The 17,433-nt window shown below is 51.5% G+C and carries 16 protein-coding genes and 1 other annotated feature; of the genes, 14 read left to right on the top strand and 2 right to left on the bottom strand.

Features of this window, described 5'->3' with window-relative positions:
- Nucleotides 1–263: 263 nt before the first annotated feature.
- The 13 genes from alaS (at nucleotide 264) to KNP83_RS08895 (ending at nucleotide 13,541) form a co-directional block, all read left to right on the top strand.
- Nucleotides 264–2,903: an alanine--tRNA ligase gene (alaS, locus tag KNP83_RS08955; RefSeq protein WP_214762160.1), complete on the top strand. Its 2,640-nt coding sequence runs from the start codon at nucleotides 264–266 to the stop codon at nucleotides 2,901–2,903.
- A gap of 37 nt (nucleotides 2,904–2,940) precedes the next feature.
- On the top strand, nucleotides 2,941–3,207 hold the full coding sequence (locus tag KNP83_RS08950) for an IreB family regulatory phosphoprotein (protein WP_029595797.1): 267 nt from the start codon (nucleotides 2,941–2,943) through the stop codon (nucleotides 3,205–3,207).
- 1 nt (nucleotide 3,208) lies between these two features.
- Complete coding sequence (gene ruvX / locus KNP83_RS08945; RefSeq protein ID WP_029595796.1) at nucleotides 3,209–3,631, top strand: Holliday junction resolvase RuvX; 423 nt, start codon at nucleotides 3,209–3,211, stop codon at nucleotides 3,629–3,631.
- Between the two features lie 13 nt (nucleotides 3,632–3,644).
- Nucleotides 3,645–3,944 carry a DUF1292 domain-containing protein gene (locus KNP83_RS08940; protein ID WP_021066932.1) on the top strand — a complete coding sequence of 100 codons (300 nt, stop codon included), beginning with the start codon at nucleotides 3,645–3,647 and terminating at the stop codon, nucleotides 3,942–3,944.
- A 71-nt stretch (nucleotides 3,945–4,015) separates the two neighbouring features.
- On the top strand, nucleotides 4,016–5,158 hold the full coding sequence (gene mltG / locus KNP83_RS08935) for an endolytic transglycosylase MltG (protein WP_214762159.1): 1,143 nt from the start codon (nucleotides 4,016–4,018) through the stop codon (nucleotides 5,156–5,158).
- A 66-nt stretch (nucleotides 5,159–5,224) separates the two neighbouring features.
- Nucleotides 5,225–5,866, top strand: a complete 642-nt coding sequence (locus tag KNP83_RS08930) for an O-methyltransferase (protein ID WP_214762158.1) — start codon at nucleotides 5,225–5,227, stop codon at nucleotides 5,864–5,866.
- 16 nt (nucleotides 5,867–5,882) lie between these two features.
- A complete protein-coding gene (udk, locus tag KNP83_RS08925) occupies nucleotides 5,883–6,518 on the top strand; it encodes a uridine kinase (protein ID WP_214762405.1) in 636 nt (211 codons plus the stop codon).
- A 67-nt stretch (nucleotides 6,519–6,585) separates the two neighbouring features.
- Entirely contained in the window at nucleotides 6,586–7,059 is a 474-nt protein-coding gene (gene greA, locus KNP83_RS08920; RefSeq protein ID WP_214762157.1) for a transcription elongation factor GreA, read from the top strand.
- Between the two features lie 55 nt (nucleotides 7,060–7,114).
- Entirely contained in the window at nucleotides 7,115–7,819 is a 705-nt protein-coding gene (mtnN, locus tag KNP83_RS08915) for a 5'-methylthioadenosine/S-adenosylhomocysteine nucleosidase (RefSeq protein ID WP_214762156.1), read from the top strand.
- A 75-nt stretch (nucleotides 7,820–7,894) separates the two neighbouring features.
- Nucleotides 7,895–8,854 carry a beta-ketoacyl-ACP synthase III gene (locus KNP83_RS08910; RefSeq protein WP_214762155.1) on the top strand — a complete coding sequence of 320 codons (960 nt, stop codon included), beginning with the start codon at nucleotides 7,895–7,897 and terminating at the stop codon, nucleotides 8,852–8,854.
- Entirely contained in the window at nucleotides 8,851–10,083 is a 1,233-nt protein-coding gene (gene fabF / locus KNP83_RS08905) for a beta-ketoacyl-ACP synthase II (RefSeq protein ID WP_214762154.1), read from the top strand. The genes KNP83_RS08910 and fabF overlap by 4 nt, the downstream gene beginning before the upstream one ends.
- Nucleotides 10,084–10,149: 66 nt before the next feature.
- Entirely contained in the window at nucleotides 10,150–11,682 is a 1,533-nt protein-coding gene (locus tag KNP83_RS08900; protein WP_214762153.1) for a peptide ABC transporter substrate-binding protein, read from the top strand.
- 203 nt (nucleotides 11,683–11,885) lie between these two features.
- Nucleotides 11,886–13,541, top strand: coding sequence for a peptide ABC transporter substrate-binding protein (locus KNP83_RS08895; protein WP_214762152.1), 1,656 nt, complete (start codon nucleotides 11,886–11,888; stop codon nucleotides 13,539–13,541).
- Between the two features lie 120 nt (nucleotides 13,542–13,661).
- On the opposite strand, the gene trpS is transcribed toward KNP83_RS08895, so the two are convergent.
- Both trpS and KNP83_RS08885 read right to left on the bottom strand, forming a co-directional pair.
- Nucleotides 13,662–14,663 carry a tryptophan--tRNA ligase gene (gene trpS, locus KNP83_RS08890; protein WP_214762151.1) on the bottom strand — a complete coding sequence of 334 codons (1,002 nt, stop codon included), beginning with the start codon at nucleotides 14,661–14,663 and terminating at the stop codon, nucleotides 13,662–13,664.
- A gap of 46 nt (nucleotides 14,664–14,709) precedes the next feature.
- Nucleotides 14,710–14,918, bottom strand: a binding site (T-box leader).
- A 46-nt stretch (nucleotides 14,919–14,964) separates the two neighbouring features.
- Entirely contained in the window at nucleotides 14,965–15,333 is a 369-nt protein-coding gene (locus tag KNP83_RS08885) for a DUF3899 domain-containing protein (protein ID WP_214762150.1), read from the bottom strand.
- 272 nt (nucleotides 15,334–15,605) lie between these two features.
- Here KNP83_RS08885 and KNP83_RS08880 point away from each other — a divergent pair, with 272 nt between their 5' ends.
- Entirely contained in the window at nucleotides 15,606–17,222 is a 1,617-nt protein-coding gene (locus KNP83_RS08880; RefSeq protein WP_214762149.1) for a peptide ABC transporter substrate-binding protein, read from the top strand.
- Nucleotides 17,223–17,433: the final 211 nt, after the last annotated feature.

The raw sequence follows: 17,433 nt of genomic DNA, 5'->3' as shown, positions 1-17,433 counted from the left end.
TTAAAGACGATGAAGGAAATGAGTACGTCGTAACCGCCTCACCAGAGACATCTTCCTAGGCTGTGAGAAGATGGGGGTCCGGTCGACCGAAGCTAGTCTGGAGTCCCCACTCACCCTGGGCGCCTCATCCGCGTTATCGGATGTTCGAGGCACGGCTTTGCCGTGCGAACGAGGGTGGTACCACGAAGCGATGCTTTCGTCCCTTTCCACAGGGATGAGCATCGCTTTTTTTCGTTTCGTTTAAACTGAAGGAGGAATTGTTGATGAAACCGCTCAAACCATTAACTGGCGCACAGATTCGCCAAATGTATTTAGATTTCTTCAAATCAAAAGGACACAGTGTCGAGCCGAGTGCATCGCTCGTACCAGTCGAGGACCCGACGTTGCTTTGGATTAACTCAGGTGTCGCGACGCTTAAAAAATACTTTGATGGCCGCGTCATTCCAGCCAACCCGCGCATCGTCAACGCGCAGAAATCGATTCGGACGAACGACATCGAGAACGTCGGGAAGACGGCTCGTCACCATACTTTCTTCGAGATGCTCGGAAACTTCTCGGTCGGCGACTACTTCCGTGAAGACGCAATCAAATGGGGCTGGGAACTGCTCACGAGCGATGAGTGGTACGGACTCGATCCGGACCGTCTATCCGTGACGATTCACCCGGAAGATGAGGAAGCGAAACAAATCTGGCTCGCGCTCGGCGTACCGGCTGACCGCATCATCCCGCTCGAAGAGAACTTCTGGGAAATCGGAGAAGGCCCGTCTGGCCCGAACACGGAGATCTTCTTCGACCGCGGACCGGCGTTCGGCGACGATCCGACCGATCCAGAATTGTACCCAGGCGGCGAGAACGAGCGCTATCTTGAAATCTGGAACATCGTTTTCAGTCAGTTCAACCATGACGGGCACGGCAACTATACCGAGCTCCCACGGAAAAACATTGATACAGGGATGGGACTCGAGCGGATGGCGAGCGTCATGCAAGACGTGCCGACGAACTTCGATACGGACCTGTTCATGCCGATTATCCGCGAGACGGAGAAAATCAGCGGAGAGACGTATCGTGCCGATAGCAGCAAAGACGTGGCGTTCAAAGTCATCGCCGACCATATCCGGACCGTGTCGTTCGCGATTGGTGATGGGGCACTCCCATCGAACGAAGGCCGTGGCTACGTCCTTCGCCGTCTGCTCCGTCGTGCCGTCCGTTACGCGAAGATGCTAGGCATCGAACGTCCGTTCATGTATGAGCTCGTCGACGTCGTCGGCGACATCATGGTCGACTTCTACCCGGAAGTCCGTGAGAAGAAAGACTTCATCAAAAAAGTTATCAAAAATGAAGAAGAACGATTCCACGAGACGCTTCATGACGGTCTTGCCATCTTGAACGAAGTCGCGAAAGCGCAAAAAGCAGCCGGTTCGAACGTCATCAGCGGTGAGGATGCATTCCGTCTTTACGATACGTACGGGTTCCCGCTCGAATTGACGATCGAGTATGCGGAAGACCATAACCTTTCAGTGGACGAGGACGGCTTCAAACAAGCGATGAACGCACAGCGCGAACGTGCCCGTACAGCCCGCGCCGACGTCGAGTCGATGCAAGTCCAGTCAGGCGTCCTTGCGGACATCACGCTCGCGTCATCATTCGTCGGCTACACGAACCTCGTCACAGAAGCAAAAATCATCAGCCTGATTCACGATGGTGAGCTCGTCGACGTCGTCGCAGCCGGGGAAGAAGCGCAAGTCATTCTCGACCAGACACCATTCTATGCAGAGAGCGGCGGTCAAATCGGTGACAAAGGCCAAATCGTCGGGGCGGACTTCGTCCTTCACGTGAAAGACGTCACGAAAGCACCGAACGGCCAAAACTTGCATACGGTCACGGTCACTTCAGGTGTCGCTAAGGCAGAGGTCGCGGTGACGGCAACGGTCGACTTCGACTCACGTCAAGCGATCATCAAAAACCACACGGCGACGCACTTGTTGCATCGTGCATTGAAAGACACGCTCGGTGAGCACGTCAACCAAGCTGGTTCACTCGTGACACCAGATCGACTTCGCTTTGACTTCTCGCACTTCGGTCAAGTGACGGCTGAAGAGCTCCAGTCGATCGAGCGTCAAGTGAACGAACGCATCTGGGCGTCGATTGCTGTCGATATCGAAGAGATGAACATCGCCGACGCGAAAGCGAAAGGTGCGATGGCGCTCTTCGGTGAGAAGTACGGGGACGTCGTCCGCGTCGTCGCGGCCGGTGACTCGGTCGAGCTTTGTGGTGGTTGCCACGTTGGCAACACGGCTGAAATCGGACTCTTTAAAATCTTGTCGGAGTCAGGAATTGGAGCCGGCACACGTCGCATCGAGGCGGTCACAGGCGCTGGGGCTTACGAAGTGATGAACCAGCATATCGAGACGCTCGAGACGGTAGCAAAACTACTCAAGACAAAACCGCTCGAAGTGCCGACTCGTGTCCAAGCGCTTCAAGCTGAAATGAAAGAGCTCGAACGCGCGAGCGAGTCGCTCAAAGCGAAGCTTGCGAACATCGAAGCGTCGTCACTCACTGACGCCATCGAGACGTTCGGCGATGTCCAATTGATTGCCAAGCGCGTCGACGGACAAGATATGGACGCCCTTCGCGGCATGGTCGACGAATTGAAAGGCAAGCTCGGTTCAGCCGTCATCTTGCTCGGTTCGGCGAACGGCGACAAGGTCAACCTCGTCGCAGGCGTGACGAAAGACTTGAACGACCGCGGCTTCCATGCCGGGAAATTGATTAAAGAAGTGGCAACACGTTGTGGCGGAGGCGGCGGTGGCCGTCCTGACATGGCACAAGCCGGTGGCCGTGATGCGACAAAACTGGACGAAGCATTGAAGTTTGCTTCACATTACGTTCAATCACTGGCATAATAGAATGTGAAGTGCAAACGGAAAGAGGTGGATTCTTGTGAGCCAAATGGATCGCACGATGCAATTCAATTTTCCAGAAGATGATAATCGAGCCAACACTCGGGAAACGCTGATCACGGTGTATCAAGCACTCGAGGAGAAAGGCTACCAACCGATCAATCAAATCGTCGGATACTTGTTGTCAGGTGACCCTGCCTACATCCCGCGTCATAACGATGCGCGAAACTTGATTCGCAAAATCGAACGAGATGAACTGCTCGAAGAGCTGGTCAAATCGTATTTGAACGATCGTAGAGAGGATTAATATGAAGCGAGTCATGGGGCTCGATGTCGGTTCGAAGACGATTGGGGTCGCCGTGAGCGATCTCATGGGATGGACGGCGCAAGGTGTGGAAACGGTCTACTGGACTGAGCCGGACTTTGACGAAGCTGTCCGTCTGCTTCAACCGATTATTGAGCAGTACGATGTGAAAGAAGTCGTCGTCGGTCTTCCGAAGAACATGAACGCGACAATCGGACCTCGGGGCGAGGCGTCACAGGCGTTTGCCGCGGCCCTCACCGAGGCGACCGGTTTGCCGACGGTTCTTGTCGACGAGCGTTTGACGACGATGCAAGCGGAGCGGATGCTGATTTCAGCAGACGTCAGCCGAAAAAAGAGAAAGGCAGTCATCGATAAGATGGCAGCCGTCATGATTTTACAAAACTACCTGGATCGCGCAGGCAAATAAGGAGGAATTACGTATGGCAGAACTTAGCCGTAACGAAGAAGAAATGTACCGAATTCCAGATGAAAATGGAGACGAGCATTTATTCGCAGAAATTTTCCGAATGACGAGTGACCGCACAAACAAGACGTTTGTCGTTCTTGAGCCGGTCGGTAACCCGGAAACGGAAGACGAAGACACAATCGAAGTATACGCGTTCGAAATCGAAGAACTTGAAGATGAAGAGTTCGTCTTGAAGATCGTTGAAGACGACGCTGATTTCGAGGAAGTCATGGAAGCGTTCGATATCGTCAATGACGAAGTTGGATTAGACTAATACGTGGGCGGGCGACTAGGGGAAACCCTCGTCGCCCATCTTCATAACAGAAGAACAGGGGAGAAATGCGCATGAACCATCCATCGATGTTTGATGAGAAGCGTGCACGTAACCGGATCGTTCGGCGAATTACGGTCATCATCCTTGCTGTCTTTCTTCTAGTTATCGCCACAGGTGCCGCGGTGTCGTATGCGTTCGTAAAACGATCGCTCGAACCCGTCGACCCGTCTTCGACCGAGTCGGTCGAGGTCGAGGTCCCGCTCGGTGCAGGTTCAGGGTACATTGGCGAACTACTCGAAGAGAATGGGCTCGTGAGGAATAGCACGATTTTCCGTTTTTATACACGATTTAAAAATGAATCATCGTTCCAAGCGGGGACGTATACATTGTCTCCGTCACAGTCGCTTGACGAGTTGATTGCCACGCTGAAGACCGGGAAAGTCATCGTCGTCCCGGACATCAAATTGGTGATCCCGGAAGGCTTTACGATTGACCAGGTCATCTCACGTCTCGCGAAAGAAGCGGACATCCCGAAAGAAGAGATTTCGGCCAAACTGAGCGACGAGGAGTATATCCGCTCGCTCGTCAATGAGCATGAGATGTTGACCGACGAAGTACTCGCCGATGGGATTTATCATCCGCTCGAGGGGTACTTGTTCCCGGCCACGTATGAGTTCGACAAAGGTGTCACACTCACACAAATCATCGATGAGATGTTGAAACCGACCGAACAGCTCTATGCCGAGTATCAAAGTGAAGTCGAAGCCTCAGGACGCACGTTCCATGAGACGCTCGCGCTCGCCTCGGTCGTCGAGAAAGAGGCCGTGTCGACAGAGGACCGGCAAGAGATTGCCGGCGTGTTTGAAAATCGTTTAGCCGATGGCATGAAGTTGCAGTCCGACCCGACCGTCTGGTACGGTACCGGGGAGACGTCAATCTTCACATCGTTCAACGATCTTCAAAACGACTCACTCTACAACACGTACCGCTACGAAGGCATCCCGATTGGGCCGATCGCTTCGGTCAGTCGTGACGCGTTCGTCGCCACCCTCAACCCGAACGATACGGATAACGTTTATTTCTACGCCCGACCACCACGTGAAGGATTCCCGAACGGGGAAGTCTTGTTCGAAGTGGATTATGAGGCGCACCAACAAAACGTGAACAAGTACCGTCCGGAGTGGGAAGCGTTCGAAGAAGCAAACAACAATTGACGGATATGCGACCGGAAGCCTTGGCTTCCGGTCGTTTGAATGAATAGAGAGTAAGAGGTGTACGACGTGGAACATTCATCCTATGAAGGTTACGTGGAGAACTTGGTCACGCCGCGGTCTCCGCTGTTGGCGGAGATGGAGGCGTTCGCGAAAGAACACCACGTGCCAATCATGGACTTGACCGGTTCAGAAGTGCTGCTGTCGCTTCTCGCGTTGCAACGTCCGACCCGCATCCTCGAAGTCGGGACGGCCATCGGCTACAGTGCGATTCGCATGGCCGAGCTGTTGCCGGACGCGGAAATCGTCACGATTGAGCGGAACGCACGACGTCACGAAGAAGCGCTCGGCTTTATCGGACGTTCGGACGTGTCGGATCGCATCACCGTCATCCACGGTGACGCGGTCGAGTTGATTGGGACGATTGAAGGAGAATTCGATGCGGTCTTTATCGATGCGGCCAAAGGTCAGTATCAAAAATTCTTTGATGGGTATGGCGCTTTAGTACCAATTGGTGGTACGATTTACAGCGATAATTTATTTTTACGAGGGGACGTCCTGCTAGACGACATGTCAGTGCTTGACCGCCGCCGCCGCCGGCTCGTTCGTCTCGTAAAAGAGTTTACTGAGCAATTGATGGCACGGACCGATTATCACACTGCAATTTTGCCCCTTGGTGATGGCCTAGCAATCAGTCGTAAATTACGATGAGGAGGATTTAACTTTGATGCAACATAAACCCGTCATTATCGGCGTGGCCGGGGGGACCGGATCAGGTAAGACAACCGTAGCCCGCGCGCTCGTGGATGCGTTCAAAGGACAATCGGTCGTCATGATCGAGCAAGACGCGTATTATAAAGACCAGTCAGAGATGACGATGGAAGAACGGTATAAGACGAACTATGATCATCCGTTCGCTTTCGATAACGATCTTTTGATTGAGCATATCAAGCAGTTGCAAGACCATAAGGCAATCGAGAAGCCGGTATATGACTATGCGGCACACACGCGCTCGGACAAGACGATTTTGATTGAACCGGTCGATGTCGTCATCGTCGAAGGCATTTTGGCGCTCGAGGACGACCGTCTGCGTGACTTGATGGACATTAAAGTGTTCGTTGACACGGATGCAGACGTCCGCATCTTGCGCCGGATGCAACGTGATTTGAACGAGCGAGGCCGGTCAATCGACTCGGTCGTCGCCCAGTATACGAACGTCGTCCGGCCGATGCATCTTCAATTCTGTGAGCCGACGAAACGCTACGCAGATATCATCGTGCCTGAAGGCGGAGAAAACTTTGTCGCAATCGATTTGCTCGTGACGAAGATTCGCTGGGTGCTGACAGAACGCAACCGCGCGTAAGGGAAATAAATCGTTTTCAATTTTACCTAGCTGTAATATACTAGGAGACAATGAAGGAGTGACAGAAATGGCTGAAAAACAACATTACATGACGTTAGACGGAAAAGCGAAAATCGAAAATGAATTGAACGAACTGAAGACGGTGCGCCGTAAAGAAGTCGTTGAGAATATTAAGATTGCCCGCGATTTCGGAGACTTGTCTGAGAACGCAGAATATGATGCAGCGAAAGAAGAGCAGGCTATGGTCGAAGGACGTATCGCTCAACTCGAAGAGATGCTTCGTAACGCAGTCATCATCAAAGATGATGGGGCTGACAACTCGATGGTCGCGATCGGAAAGACCGTGACATTCTTCATTCAAGAAGATAACGAGAACGAGACGTATACAATTGTTGGTGGCGCTGAGGCTGACCCGTTTACAGGGAAAATCTCGAACGAATCACCGATTGCGAAAGCGCTCCTCGGCCGTACGGTCGGAGACGTCGTCAACGTCCAAACGCCAGGTGGCGACATGGTCGTCGAAATCAAAGAAATCAAGTAACACAAACGAGCGACTTCCGCATGGATGTCGCTCTCTTTCTGAGGAGGCAATTATAATGAAAATCGGAATCATTGGAGCGATGGAAGAAGAAGTGAACTTGCTCCGCAACGAATTGACAGAACGAACGGACACGGAGATCGCCAACTACCACTTCTATGAAGGGTACCTCGGCAATGTCGAAGTCGTCATTTTGAAGTCAGGCATCGGGAAAGTGAACGCGGCCATCGGTACGACGCTTCTCATCGATAAGTTCAAACCGGACGTCGTCATCAATACCGGTTCGGCGGGCGGCTTTAAAAAAGGCATGAAAGTCGGCGACGTCGTCGTCTCGACCGAAGTCCGTCATCACGATGTCGATGTGACTGCGTTCGGCTACGAGTACGGCCAAGTGCCAGGCATGCCGGCAGCGTACACGGCTGACGCTCATTTGATGGATGTCTGTAAAAAAGTGATTGAGAGCCTCCATGATGTGAACGTCCATACGGGCCTCATCGTGACAGGGGACTCGTTCATCAACGACTCGAAACGTGTCGCTGACATCCTCGGTCATTTCGAAGGTGTCGCGGCTGTCGAGATGGAAGCCGCTCCAATCGCACAGACGTGCTACCAGTTCGGGATTCCGTTCGTCGTGACCCGTTCGATTTCGGACAGCGCCGACGAGGAAGCGAACTTGTCGTTCGATGAATTTTTAGAAACGGCATCGATCAACTCGGCAAAAATGGTCATGGCGGTCACGAAACGACTCGGTCAAAGCGAATAATCGAGAGGGATGCGTTGACATCCCTTTTTTATTCCCTTATATTAGTACCAGATACTAAGAATAGGGGTCATCACTATGAACATTGGAATCATTGGGATCGGTTCGTTCCTTCCGGATAACCGGATCACGAACATCGATTTGGAAAAACGAATGGATACGAGCGACGAATGGATTCGGACCCGGACCGGGATCGAGGCGCGCCATTTGGCCGACGCCGATTTGAGTGTCGCCGACATGGCCACACAGGCTGCCGAGCGGGCGCTTCAAAGTGCCGGCGTCTCGATTGAAGACATCGATGCAATTATTTGCGCGACGGCCACGGCGCCATCGTTCCCGGCGACAGCGTGTCTCGTACAGGCCAACCTCGGAGCGAAGCGAGCGGTCGCGTTCGACGTCAGTGCCGCCTGTAGCGGCTTCATCTTCGCGATGGATACGGCGAAGAGCATGATGCAGGCGAAAGGCCTGAAACGGACGCTCGTCATCGGAGCCGAGAAGATGGGCAACCTCATCGACTGGGACGATCGTTCGACCGCCGTCTTGTTCGGTGACGGGGCAGGTGCCGTCGTCCTCGGTGAAGACGAGGTGGCCGCCATCGACTCGATCGTACTCGGCAGCGACGGGACCGGCGGAAAGTTCTTATATGAGAACGAAGAAGGTAAAATCGTCATGAACGGACGTGAAGTCTTCAAGTTCGCCGTCCGTAAAATGCCGGATATCGTACTAGAAGCACTAGCAGGAGCCGGGAAATCGATTGAGGACCTGGACGTGCTCGTACCGCACCAAGCCAATCGTCGCATCATCGACGCTGCGATTGAACGGTTAGGGCTTCACGAAGAAAAAGTCGTCGTCACGATTCAAGACCATGCGAACACGTCAGCCGCTTCGATTCCACTCGCTTTGGCCGAAGCGGTCAAGCACGGTAAGATTTCAAACGGTCAGACGGTCGTCGTCGCCGGATTCGGCGCCGGGCTCACATGGGGAGCGAGTTGTCTAACATGGAATAACGCTAACATCACGGAGGAGATTAACGCATGAAACGAGTAGTCATCACAGGATTAGGAGTCGTTTCCCCACTCGGGAACGACGTTACGGCAATGTGGGAACGACTGTTGAACGGGGACAATGCAGTCGATACGTTAACGAAGATTGATATCAGCCAATATCCGGCGAAAGTCGGGGCTGAAGTCAAAGAATGGAACATCGATCACTTGGTCGAGCCGAAAGAAGCGCGCAAGATGGATTCGTTCATCCAATACTCGATTTTAGCCGCTGACGCTGCGCATCGGGATAGCGGTCTAGATGTGAAAGCAATCGCGGACGAAGTCGGGATTTGGATCGGAAGCGGAATCGGTGGTGTCGAGACGATCGACAAACAAGCGAGCATCTTGCATGAGCGCGGACCACGCCGCATCAGCCCATTCTTCATCCCGATGATGATTCCGAACATGGCGAGCGGTCAAGTCTCGATTTACCTTGGGGCGAAAGGACCAAGCAACTGTTCGGTCACAGCTTGTGCCTCTGGGACGAACTCAATCGGGGAAGCGTTCAAAGTCATTCAACGTGGCGATGCGCTTGCGATGTTCGCAGGCGGAGCCGAGGCGCCGATCACACCGCTCTCGTTCTCAGGATTCTGTGCCAACAAAGCGCTATCGACGAATCCGGACCCGAACACGGCATGCCGTCCGTTCGACGCGAACCGTGACGGGTTCATCATGGGTGAAGGCGCGGGCGTGCTCGTTCTCGAGGAATACGAGCATGCGAAAGTGCGTGGCGCCAAAATGTATGCGGAAGTCGTCGGGTACGGCATGAGTTCGGACGCCTACCACATCACGGCACCATCACCGGAAGCGGAAGGCGGATCGAAAGCGATGAATGAGGCACTTCGGGACGCGGGGATTCGTCCAGAAGACGTGCAATACATTAACGCTCACGGGACGAGCACACCGCTCAACGATATGTTGGAGACGAAAGCCATCCACAACGTCTTCGGTGACCACGCCCACAACTTGGCCGTCAACTCATCAAAATCGATGATCGGGCACTTGCTCGGTGCCGCCGGCGGAGTCGAGGCCGTCATCACGGCGCTATCGATTCATGAAGGACGGATTCACCCGACGATCAACTGCGAGACACCGGCAGACGATTGTGATTTAGATTATGTCCGTGAAGGAAATCGGGAACTTGATATCCAGTACGCACTCAGCAACTCACTTGGCTTCGGAGGCCATAACGCGACGCTCGCGTTCGCGAAAGTCAACGACTAATAGTAGAAAAAAGTGGCAAAAACGGGTAGGGTATAAGGGTTGAGCTAACAGAGAGGAGAATGCCAGATGAAACGATTTTTCATCGGTGCCGCCTTGTTGGGTTCAGTCCTTATCCTTTTTTTCGTTATATGGTACGGACAACGAGAGCAGGCACGAGAATTAGTACCACCTGAAGAACAAATCGTGACGATTCATGGGGAGATGTTACCGGAGCAACCGAACACGCTGCTCGCCATCGACCCAAGTTCACAAACCGTGTTATCACATATTTATGAAGGATTGTATCGTTTCGGTGCGGACGGCGAGATCGAACCGGGGCTCGTCGAGACGATGACGCGGTCGCAAGACGGGGCGACATACACCTTCACGTTGAAAGAAAGTCAAACCGTGAACGGGAATCCGGTCACGGCCGAGACGTTCGTCGAGCATTTCCGCATGCTCGCCGACGACGACACGAATTCTCCGTTCAGTTTTCTACTTGAGGATGTGTTGAACGGAAAAGCCATCAGTCTCGGGACGAAAGAACCAGAGACGCTCGGTGTAAAGGCCGTCGATGCGCAGACGCTCGAGTTGACACTCGAACGACCGCTAGAAGGGTTCGAGCAAATTTTAGCGATGCCGGCCTTTTTACCCCAGACGATGATTGGGGAATGGCAAGAGCTTGATGCGAACGGACCGTTTCAAATCGAATCGCTGGATGCGGCCCAGGTCACGTTGAAGAAAAACGAGGCGTATTACGACGCCGATCGTATCACGCTTGAAGAAATTATGATTCTGGCGGATGAAGGACTGGATTCAGAACCTGATGGCATCCATCCGATTCCGTACGGCACGGACGAGGCGACCATCGAGTCGCTCGAAGGGGAACTCGTTGACGTCCCGCGAAGCGGCGTCTTCTATTTGAAACCGAATGTCGACGAGTATCCGTTCGATGATGCTGATTTCCGGCGCTCGCTCGCCCTTGCTTTGAATCGGGAAGCCCTGGAAGATTCGCTCGCCCGGGCCGAAGTGACGACCGAACGATTGCTCGTCACCGATGACGCGGAACTCGATCCTTCACTCGACGGGGAAGCGGCCACGTTGTTCGCAGACGTGCTCGAGCGGCTCGAGGAAGACGAGATTGAAATCGAGTTGCTCAGCTTTGTCGATGACGAGGCACGACAAATCGCCCAAACGATTGAAACAGAGCTTGAAAAACTTCCGGGTCTTCAAGTGAACGTCGTCGAACTCCCGCTCGGGGACAAAGTTAGGAAAGAAGTCGCAGGTGAATACGCGCTATCTCTTTCCGGTTGGCAGCCGGACTATCCGGCATTCAGTGCCTATTTGACCCAATTCGAGACAGATAATTATTTGAATTCGAGCGGATTTGCCGACAAATCGTTCGATCGTTTGATGGAACAAGCGAGAACGACCGAGGCGCTGGACGAGCGAAACGAGACGTATCGACAAGCCGAAAAACGATTGTTAGAAGAAGCTGTCGTTATCCCAATCTACCAAGCTGGAAGATCTTACACGGTCGATTCCAAATATGCGGAAATCGGTTTTCCGGTCATCGGTCCTTCGTACGTCCTAACATTTTCTAAAGTTTATGAAAAATGAGCTAAAAGCCCGTCTGTATAGGCGGGCTTTTAGCCTATACTAAAAATTTTTTAGAAAAATCAAAATAAACACTTTGCAAAATTATCAGAATATTGTATTATTGCTTCAACGGGATTGTGGTAACAAATTTTGTAAAGTGAACTATCAGAATTTTCTACCATCGTTCATTTCGTTAAAACGAAAAAAATCAGGGGGTCATCGCAATGAATAAGAAAAAAGGTTTTGCTTTAGCAACGTCGGTAACACTTCTATCTAGCGCATTCCTAGCGGCATGTTCGACAGGGGAGGAAGAGGGAGCAACAACTGACAATAACGCATCAGAAAATACTGATGAAGCGCAAGTCCTCAACTTGCTCGATAGCTCAGACATCCCTTCACTTAACCCAACGCTTGCAACAGACGCGGTTTCATTCAACGTCTTGAACAACGTTAACGAAGGTCTTTATCGTATGGACAAAGACGATAACCCGACACCAGGGATCGCGGAGTCACACGAAGTTTCTGAAGACGGTAAAACGTACACGTTCAAAATCCGTGAAGGCGCAACTTGGTCTAACGGCGAGCCTGTAACAGCTAACGACTTCGAATACGCTTGGAAAGAAGTTCTTAACCCGGACAACGCATCACAATATGCTTACGTTATGTCAATCATCGAAGGCGCTGAAGCCTACAACACAGGCAAAGGCGAGCGTGACGCTGTCGGCGTCACTGCGACTGATGAGCAGACACTTGAAGTAAAATTGACTGCACCAGCTGATTACTTCCTCGGTCTCACAAGCTTCGGCGTATTCATGCCTAAACTTGAGTCGTTCGACAAAGAGCAAGGCGAGAACTTCGGTACGTCTGCAGAGACAACTCTCTACAACGGACCGTTCAAACTCGAAAGCTGGGAGCGCGAGCAAGGCTGGAAAATGGTCAAAAACGACGACTATTGGGATGCTGAAGCCGTCAAACTTGAAGAAATCAACGTTAAAGTCGTTAAAGAAGTTTCAACAGGTGTTAACTTGTACGAAAACGGCGACGTTGACCGCACTGGTTTGACTTCTGAACTCGTTGCTCAATACCAAGACAACGAAGACTTCTCAACTGTCGTTGAGCCAACACTCTTCTACCTTCAGTTCAACACTGAGGTTGAAGCGCTCGACAACCAAAACATCCGTAATGCGATTGACGCGGCATACGATAAAGCAGCGATCTCTGAAACGCTCCTTGCGAACGGTTCAGTCCCTGCCAACTACCTCGTACCTAAAGACTTCGTCACTGGACCAGACGGCGCGGACTTCCGTGAAGCGAACGGCGACATCGGCGGCTACGACGTGGACAAAGCGAAAGAGCTTTGGGAAAAAGGACTTGAAGAACTCGGTCAAGACTCTGTCGAAATCGAGCTCCTCAACTATGACTCAGAATCTGCGAAGCAAATCGGTGAGTTCATCAAAGGTGAACTTGAGAAGAACCTTCCAGGGATCACGCTTACAATCAAGCAACAACCGTTCAACAACAAACTTGACCTTGAGAACAAAGGTGAGTTCGAGTTGACATTCGCTGGCTGGGGCCCTGACTATCAGGATCCAATGACATTCGTTGACCTCTTCGTCACTGACGGACCATACAACCGTGGTAAGTGGTCGAACGAAGAATTTGACAAGCTCATCGAATCTGCGAAATCAAGCACAGATGCTGAACAGCGTTGGGCTGACCTTCAAGCTGCAGAGAAAATCGTTCTTGAAGAGAACGCGATCTCGCCAGTTTACCAACGTGGATCGGCTCGCCTCACGAAGCCATACGTTAAAGGAATCGTTGAACACGCGTTCGGCGCTGACTACTCGTACAAGTGGGCATCTATCGAAGGCAAAGAGTAATAAGAAACAATACGCATACAAAAAAGAGACGGGGACGCCTGTCTCTTTTTTTGTGTCTTCCGTTTGAGCAATCACGTTGCACGAAAAAGCCGCCCTTTGAACGCAAAGGGCGGCTTCGTTTTATTTTTTCACTTTGGCCCGTTTCCGGTTGAGTCCCATCGCTTTCTCGATTTTAGCGAGATTTTTGTTGGCGACGGCTTCGGCTTTCTCACGACCCGCATCGAGGATGGCATCGAGCTCGGCTGAGTCGACAAGTTCGTGATAGCGATTCTGGATTGGCTCGAGCATGGCGACGACCGCTTCGGCGACGTCTTGTTTGAACGTTCCATAGTTCGAATCTTTGTAGCGTTCGACGAGTTCATCAATCGGAGTGTTCGTCGACAGTGAGTAAATCTCGAGCAAGTTTGAGATGCCCGGTTTATTCTCACGGTCAAAGCTGATGACACCGCTCGAGTCCGTGACCGCACTCTTGATTTTTTTACGGATGACGTTCGGCTCATCGAGCATCGAGATGAAACCTTTCGCATTCGCATCTGACTTCGACATCTTTTTAACGGGGTTCGTCAAACTCATGATGCGGGCGCCTTCTTTTTGAATGAGCGGCTCAGGAATCGTGAACGTCTCATAGTATCGCTTGTTGAAGCGTTCGGCCAAATCACGCGTCAATTCGACGTGTTGTTTTTGGTCATCGCCGACCGGTACGAGTTCCGTGCCATACAAGAGGATGTCGGCCGCCATCAAGGTCGGATAGACGAATAAGCCGGCACCGATGTTTTCACTATTCTGTGATTTGTCTTTATACTGCGTCATCCGGCTCAATTCACCCATGCCAGCGATACATGTCAACATCCATCCGAGCTGGGCGTGCGCCTTCACTTCCGATTGGACGAAAATCGTCGACTTCTCAGGGTCGAGACCGCAGGCGATATAGAGGGCCGCGAGCTTGCGTGTGTTGTCCATCAACTCGACGCGGTCGAGTTGAACCGTGATCGAATGGAGATCGACGACGCAGTAAAACGCTTCGTGTTCTTCTTGCAGCTCAACGAACTGTTTCATCGCGCCTAAGTAGTTACCGAGCGTCACGACGCCGGTCGGTTTAATGCCAGAAAAGATTTTTGCCATGATTGCACCTCCAGAGAATATAAAAACCGCGGTTTCCCGCCCGATAAATCGGGACGAATAACCGCGGTGCCACCCAAATTTGCATGAAACTCATGCCACTTGATCGCGTTAACGGGCGTGACCGTCTCGCCGTACTACCGTTCAGGCGAGCCACTCCGAAGTCCATTCGCTCGACGCTCTCCATCTACTCGCAGCAACGTAGACTCTCTGGGGGGAAAGGGGATTCGAGGTACTTGTCTTCTTCTTTGTGTTTCCTATTGTTCTAGCCATAGTGTAGCACATCGACCGTGAAATCGGAAGGTCAAACGAGCGTGATCACGTAGGAAAGAATGACGCTTGCGACACCGACGTACACCCAGCGCCACGCCGAGCGTCTTTGGTCGGCGCGCTCTTCCGGTGACGCTTCTTCATCTTCTTCATAGTCCGGATCGATCTCTTTCAACTTGGCCCGACGATTACGTTTGAAGCCGTACATGAATCCGTCGAACAATCCGGTGGCACCCATATGAGAAAACATGCCGATGGCAAAGACGAGTATGCCGCCAACGAACAAGCCGCCGCTCAAATGGAACCAGATCGTCTCATCTTGATAGTAGGAGACGGTAGACCAAATCGTGTAGGCAATTGTGACAATTCCCCAAACGATTAATATACTTCTAAAATTTTTCAATGTGACAAACTCCTTTCAGTGTGGATGCGCTCCCTCGAGTCATCCGCCCTATGGCTCTATGATACCCGTTGTGCGGCATAAATGGCGAGAAGTTCGTGTCAAAAATGACAGCGGTTTATTGGGGAGTTGACAGTTTGATTAATTTTTTTTTACAATAGCCCTAACGTTCTTTCGTCGGATACAAAATGAAATATTCAGAAAATTAAAGAAAAAGTAAGATGTTACGGTCCGACGAAACGCCATGCTTCACGATACAGAAAGGGGACATCGCAATGAAGAAAAAATCGATTTTGCTCATGATGACACTCATCTTGGCACTCGGTTCAGTGCTCGCCGCTTGCTCGACTGGCGGAGACTCTGACGGCGATTCGTCTTCGAACGGAGAAAAGATTCTCCGCTTGACGGATACGTCTGACATTACTACAGCTGACCCGGCGCTCGCGACGGACGCTGTGGCGTTCAACTTGATCGCCAACACGATGGAAGGTCTTTACCGTCTTGACCAAGACGGAAATGCCGTTCCAGCCATCGCCGAAGGAGAGCCAGAAGTGAGTGAAGACGAAACGGTCTACACGTTCACACTCCGTGACGCGGAATGGTCAAATGGAGAACCTGTCACAGCGAACGACTTCGTCTACGCTTGGCAACGCGCCGTGGATCCTGAAACAGGTTCACAGTACGCGTACATCATGAACACGGTTAAAAATGCCGAAGCCATCAACACTGGTAAACTTCCTAAAGAAGATCTCGGTGTGAAGGCGATCGATGAGAAGACACTTGAAGTTACACTCGAGCGTCCAGACCCATCGTTCATCTCACTCACATCGTTCGGTACGTTCACACCGATCAACGAAGCGTTCGCCACTGAAAAAGGCGCAGACTTCTCAACGTCACCAGAAAACCACATCTACAACGGTCCGTTCACATGGTCGGAGTGGGATCGCGAGCAAGGATACGTGTTAGCGAAAAACGAATCGTATTGGGATGCTGAAAATGTAGCCCTCGAGAAAGTCGACGTTCGCGTCGTCAAAGACACATCAACTGTCGTCAACTTGTATGAAGCAGGAGAAGTCGACTACGCCGGCCTCTCATCTGAACAAGTTGCCGCATTCCAAGAGAACGATGACTACAGCACAGGCCTTCGGTCATCTGTCGGTTACTTCAAGTTTAACCACGAAGATGAACTCTTCGCTGACGTCAACGCCCGTAAAGCCGTCGCTCGTGCGGTCGACCCAACCGGGATTATCGATCAGCTGTTGAACAACGGCTCAATCGCAACGACTTCGTTTGTCCCGAAAGAATTCATCAAGTATGAAGACGGAACGGATTACGCAGAAGGCGTGAAGCATTTCGAAACGAACGCTGACGAAGCAGCATCACTTTGGGAAGAGGCGACTGGCGGCGAAGCTGTCACCATCGAACTTCTCTCATTCGATAGCGAAGTATCGAAACAAATTTCAGAGTACATGAAAGGCCAACTCGAGTCGAACTTGCCGAACGTGACCGTGAACATCTCACAACAACCGTTCAACAACAAGCTCGAACTCGAAGCGAACGGAGAGTATCAGATGTCATTCGCCCTTTGGGGACCTGACTATCAAGATCCACTCACGAACCTTGGCATCTTCACATCAGACAACGGTCAGAACGACATCAACTACAAGTCGGCAGCATACGACAAGTTGATTGATGAAGCATCAGCTGAAACAGCGATCGATGCGCGTTATGACAAGTTCAAAGAAGCAGAAACGCTCTTGATTGAACAAGACCAAGCCATCATGCCGCTTTACCAAGCGGGTGTCGCTTACTTGCTCCGTCCGAACGTCGAAAACTTCAACCGTCAACTATTCGGTGCTGACTACCAGTACAAATACGTCGACATCAACTAAATGAGAAGGGGGCATGCATCACGCATGTCCCCCCTTTTCTAAAAAAAAATGAGAAATCAGAGAAAAAACTATTCAAAAGTTTTGTTGGTAAAGTATAATGTAGTAACAGTGAAAATTCAGAATACTTTACAAACTAAGGATTCTTCAATTTTCATGTGCTGTGCTAAGAGCCTTGAGATGACGTTTGACCTATTCTTTCAGAAAATTCCTT

The sequence above is a fragment of the Exiguobacterium sp. s146 genome (assembly GCF_018618415.1).
Classification (GTDB): Bacteria; Bacillota; Bacilli; order Exiguobacteriales; family Exiguobacteriaceae; genus Exiguobacterium.
Note: the sequence above shows the minus strand (reverse complement) of the source record. Positions and strands in the feature narration are given on the sequence as shown.

Coding starts and splice junctions, on each gene's coding strand:
- greA (WP_214762157.1), top strand. CDS start 6,586: ATGGCTGAAAAACAACATTACATGACGTTAGACGGAAAAGCGAAAATC.
- ruvX (WP_029595796.1), top strand. CDS start 3,209: ATGAAGCGAGTCATGGGGCTCGATGTCGGTTCGAAGACGATTGGGGTC.
- mltG (WP_214762159.1), top strand. CDS start 4,016: ATGAACCATCCATCGATGTTTGATGAGAAGCGTGCACGTAACCGGATC.
- mtnN (WP_214762156.1), top strand. CDS start 7,115: ATGAAAATCGGAATCATTGGAGCGATGGAAGAAGAAGTGAACTTGCTC.
- KNP83_RS08880 (WP_214762149.1), top strand. CDS start 15,606: ATGAAGAAAAAATCGATTTTGCTCATGATGACACTCATCTTGGCACTC.
- KNP83_RS08900 (WP_214762153.1), top strand. CDS start 10,150: ATGAAACGATTTTTCATCGGTGCCGCCTTGTTGGGTTCAGTCCTTATC.
- KNP83_RS08895 (WP_214762152.1), top strand. CDS start 11,886: ATGAATAAGAAAAAAGGTTTTGCTTTAGCAACGTCGGTAACACTTCTA.
- fabF (WP_214762154.1), top strand. CDS start 8,851: ATGAAACGAGTAGTCATCACAGGATTAGGAGTCGTTTCCCCACTCGGG.
- udk (WP_214762405.1), top strand. CDS start 5,883: ATGCAACATAAACCCGTCATTATCGGCGTGGCCGGGGGGACCGGATCA.
- trpS (WP_214762151.1), bottom strand. CDS start 14,663: ATGGCAAAAATCTTTTCTGGCATTAAACCGACCGGCGTCGTGACGCTC.
- KNP83_RS08910 (WP_214762155.1), top strand. CDS start 7,895: ATGAACATTGGAATCATTGGGATCGGTTCGTTCCTTCCGGATAACCGG.
- KNP83_RS08940 (WP_021066932.1), top strand. CDS start 3,645: ATGGCAGAACTTAGCCGTAACGAAGAAGAAATGTACCGAATTCCAGAT.
- alaS (WP_214762160.1), top strand. CDS start 264: ATGAAACCGCTCAAACCATTAACTGGCGCACAGATTCGCCAAATGTAT.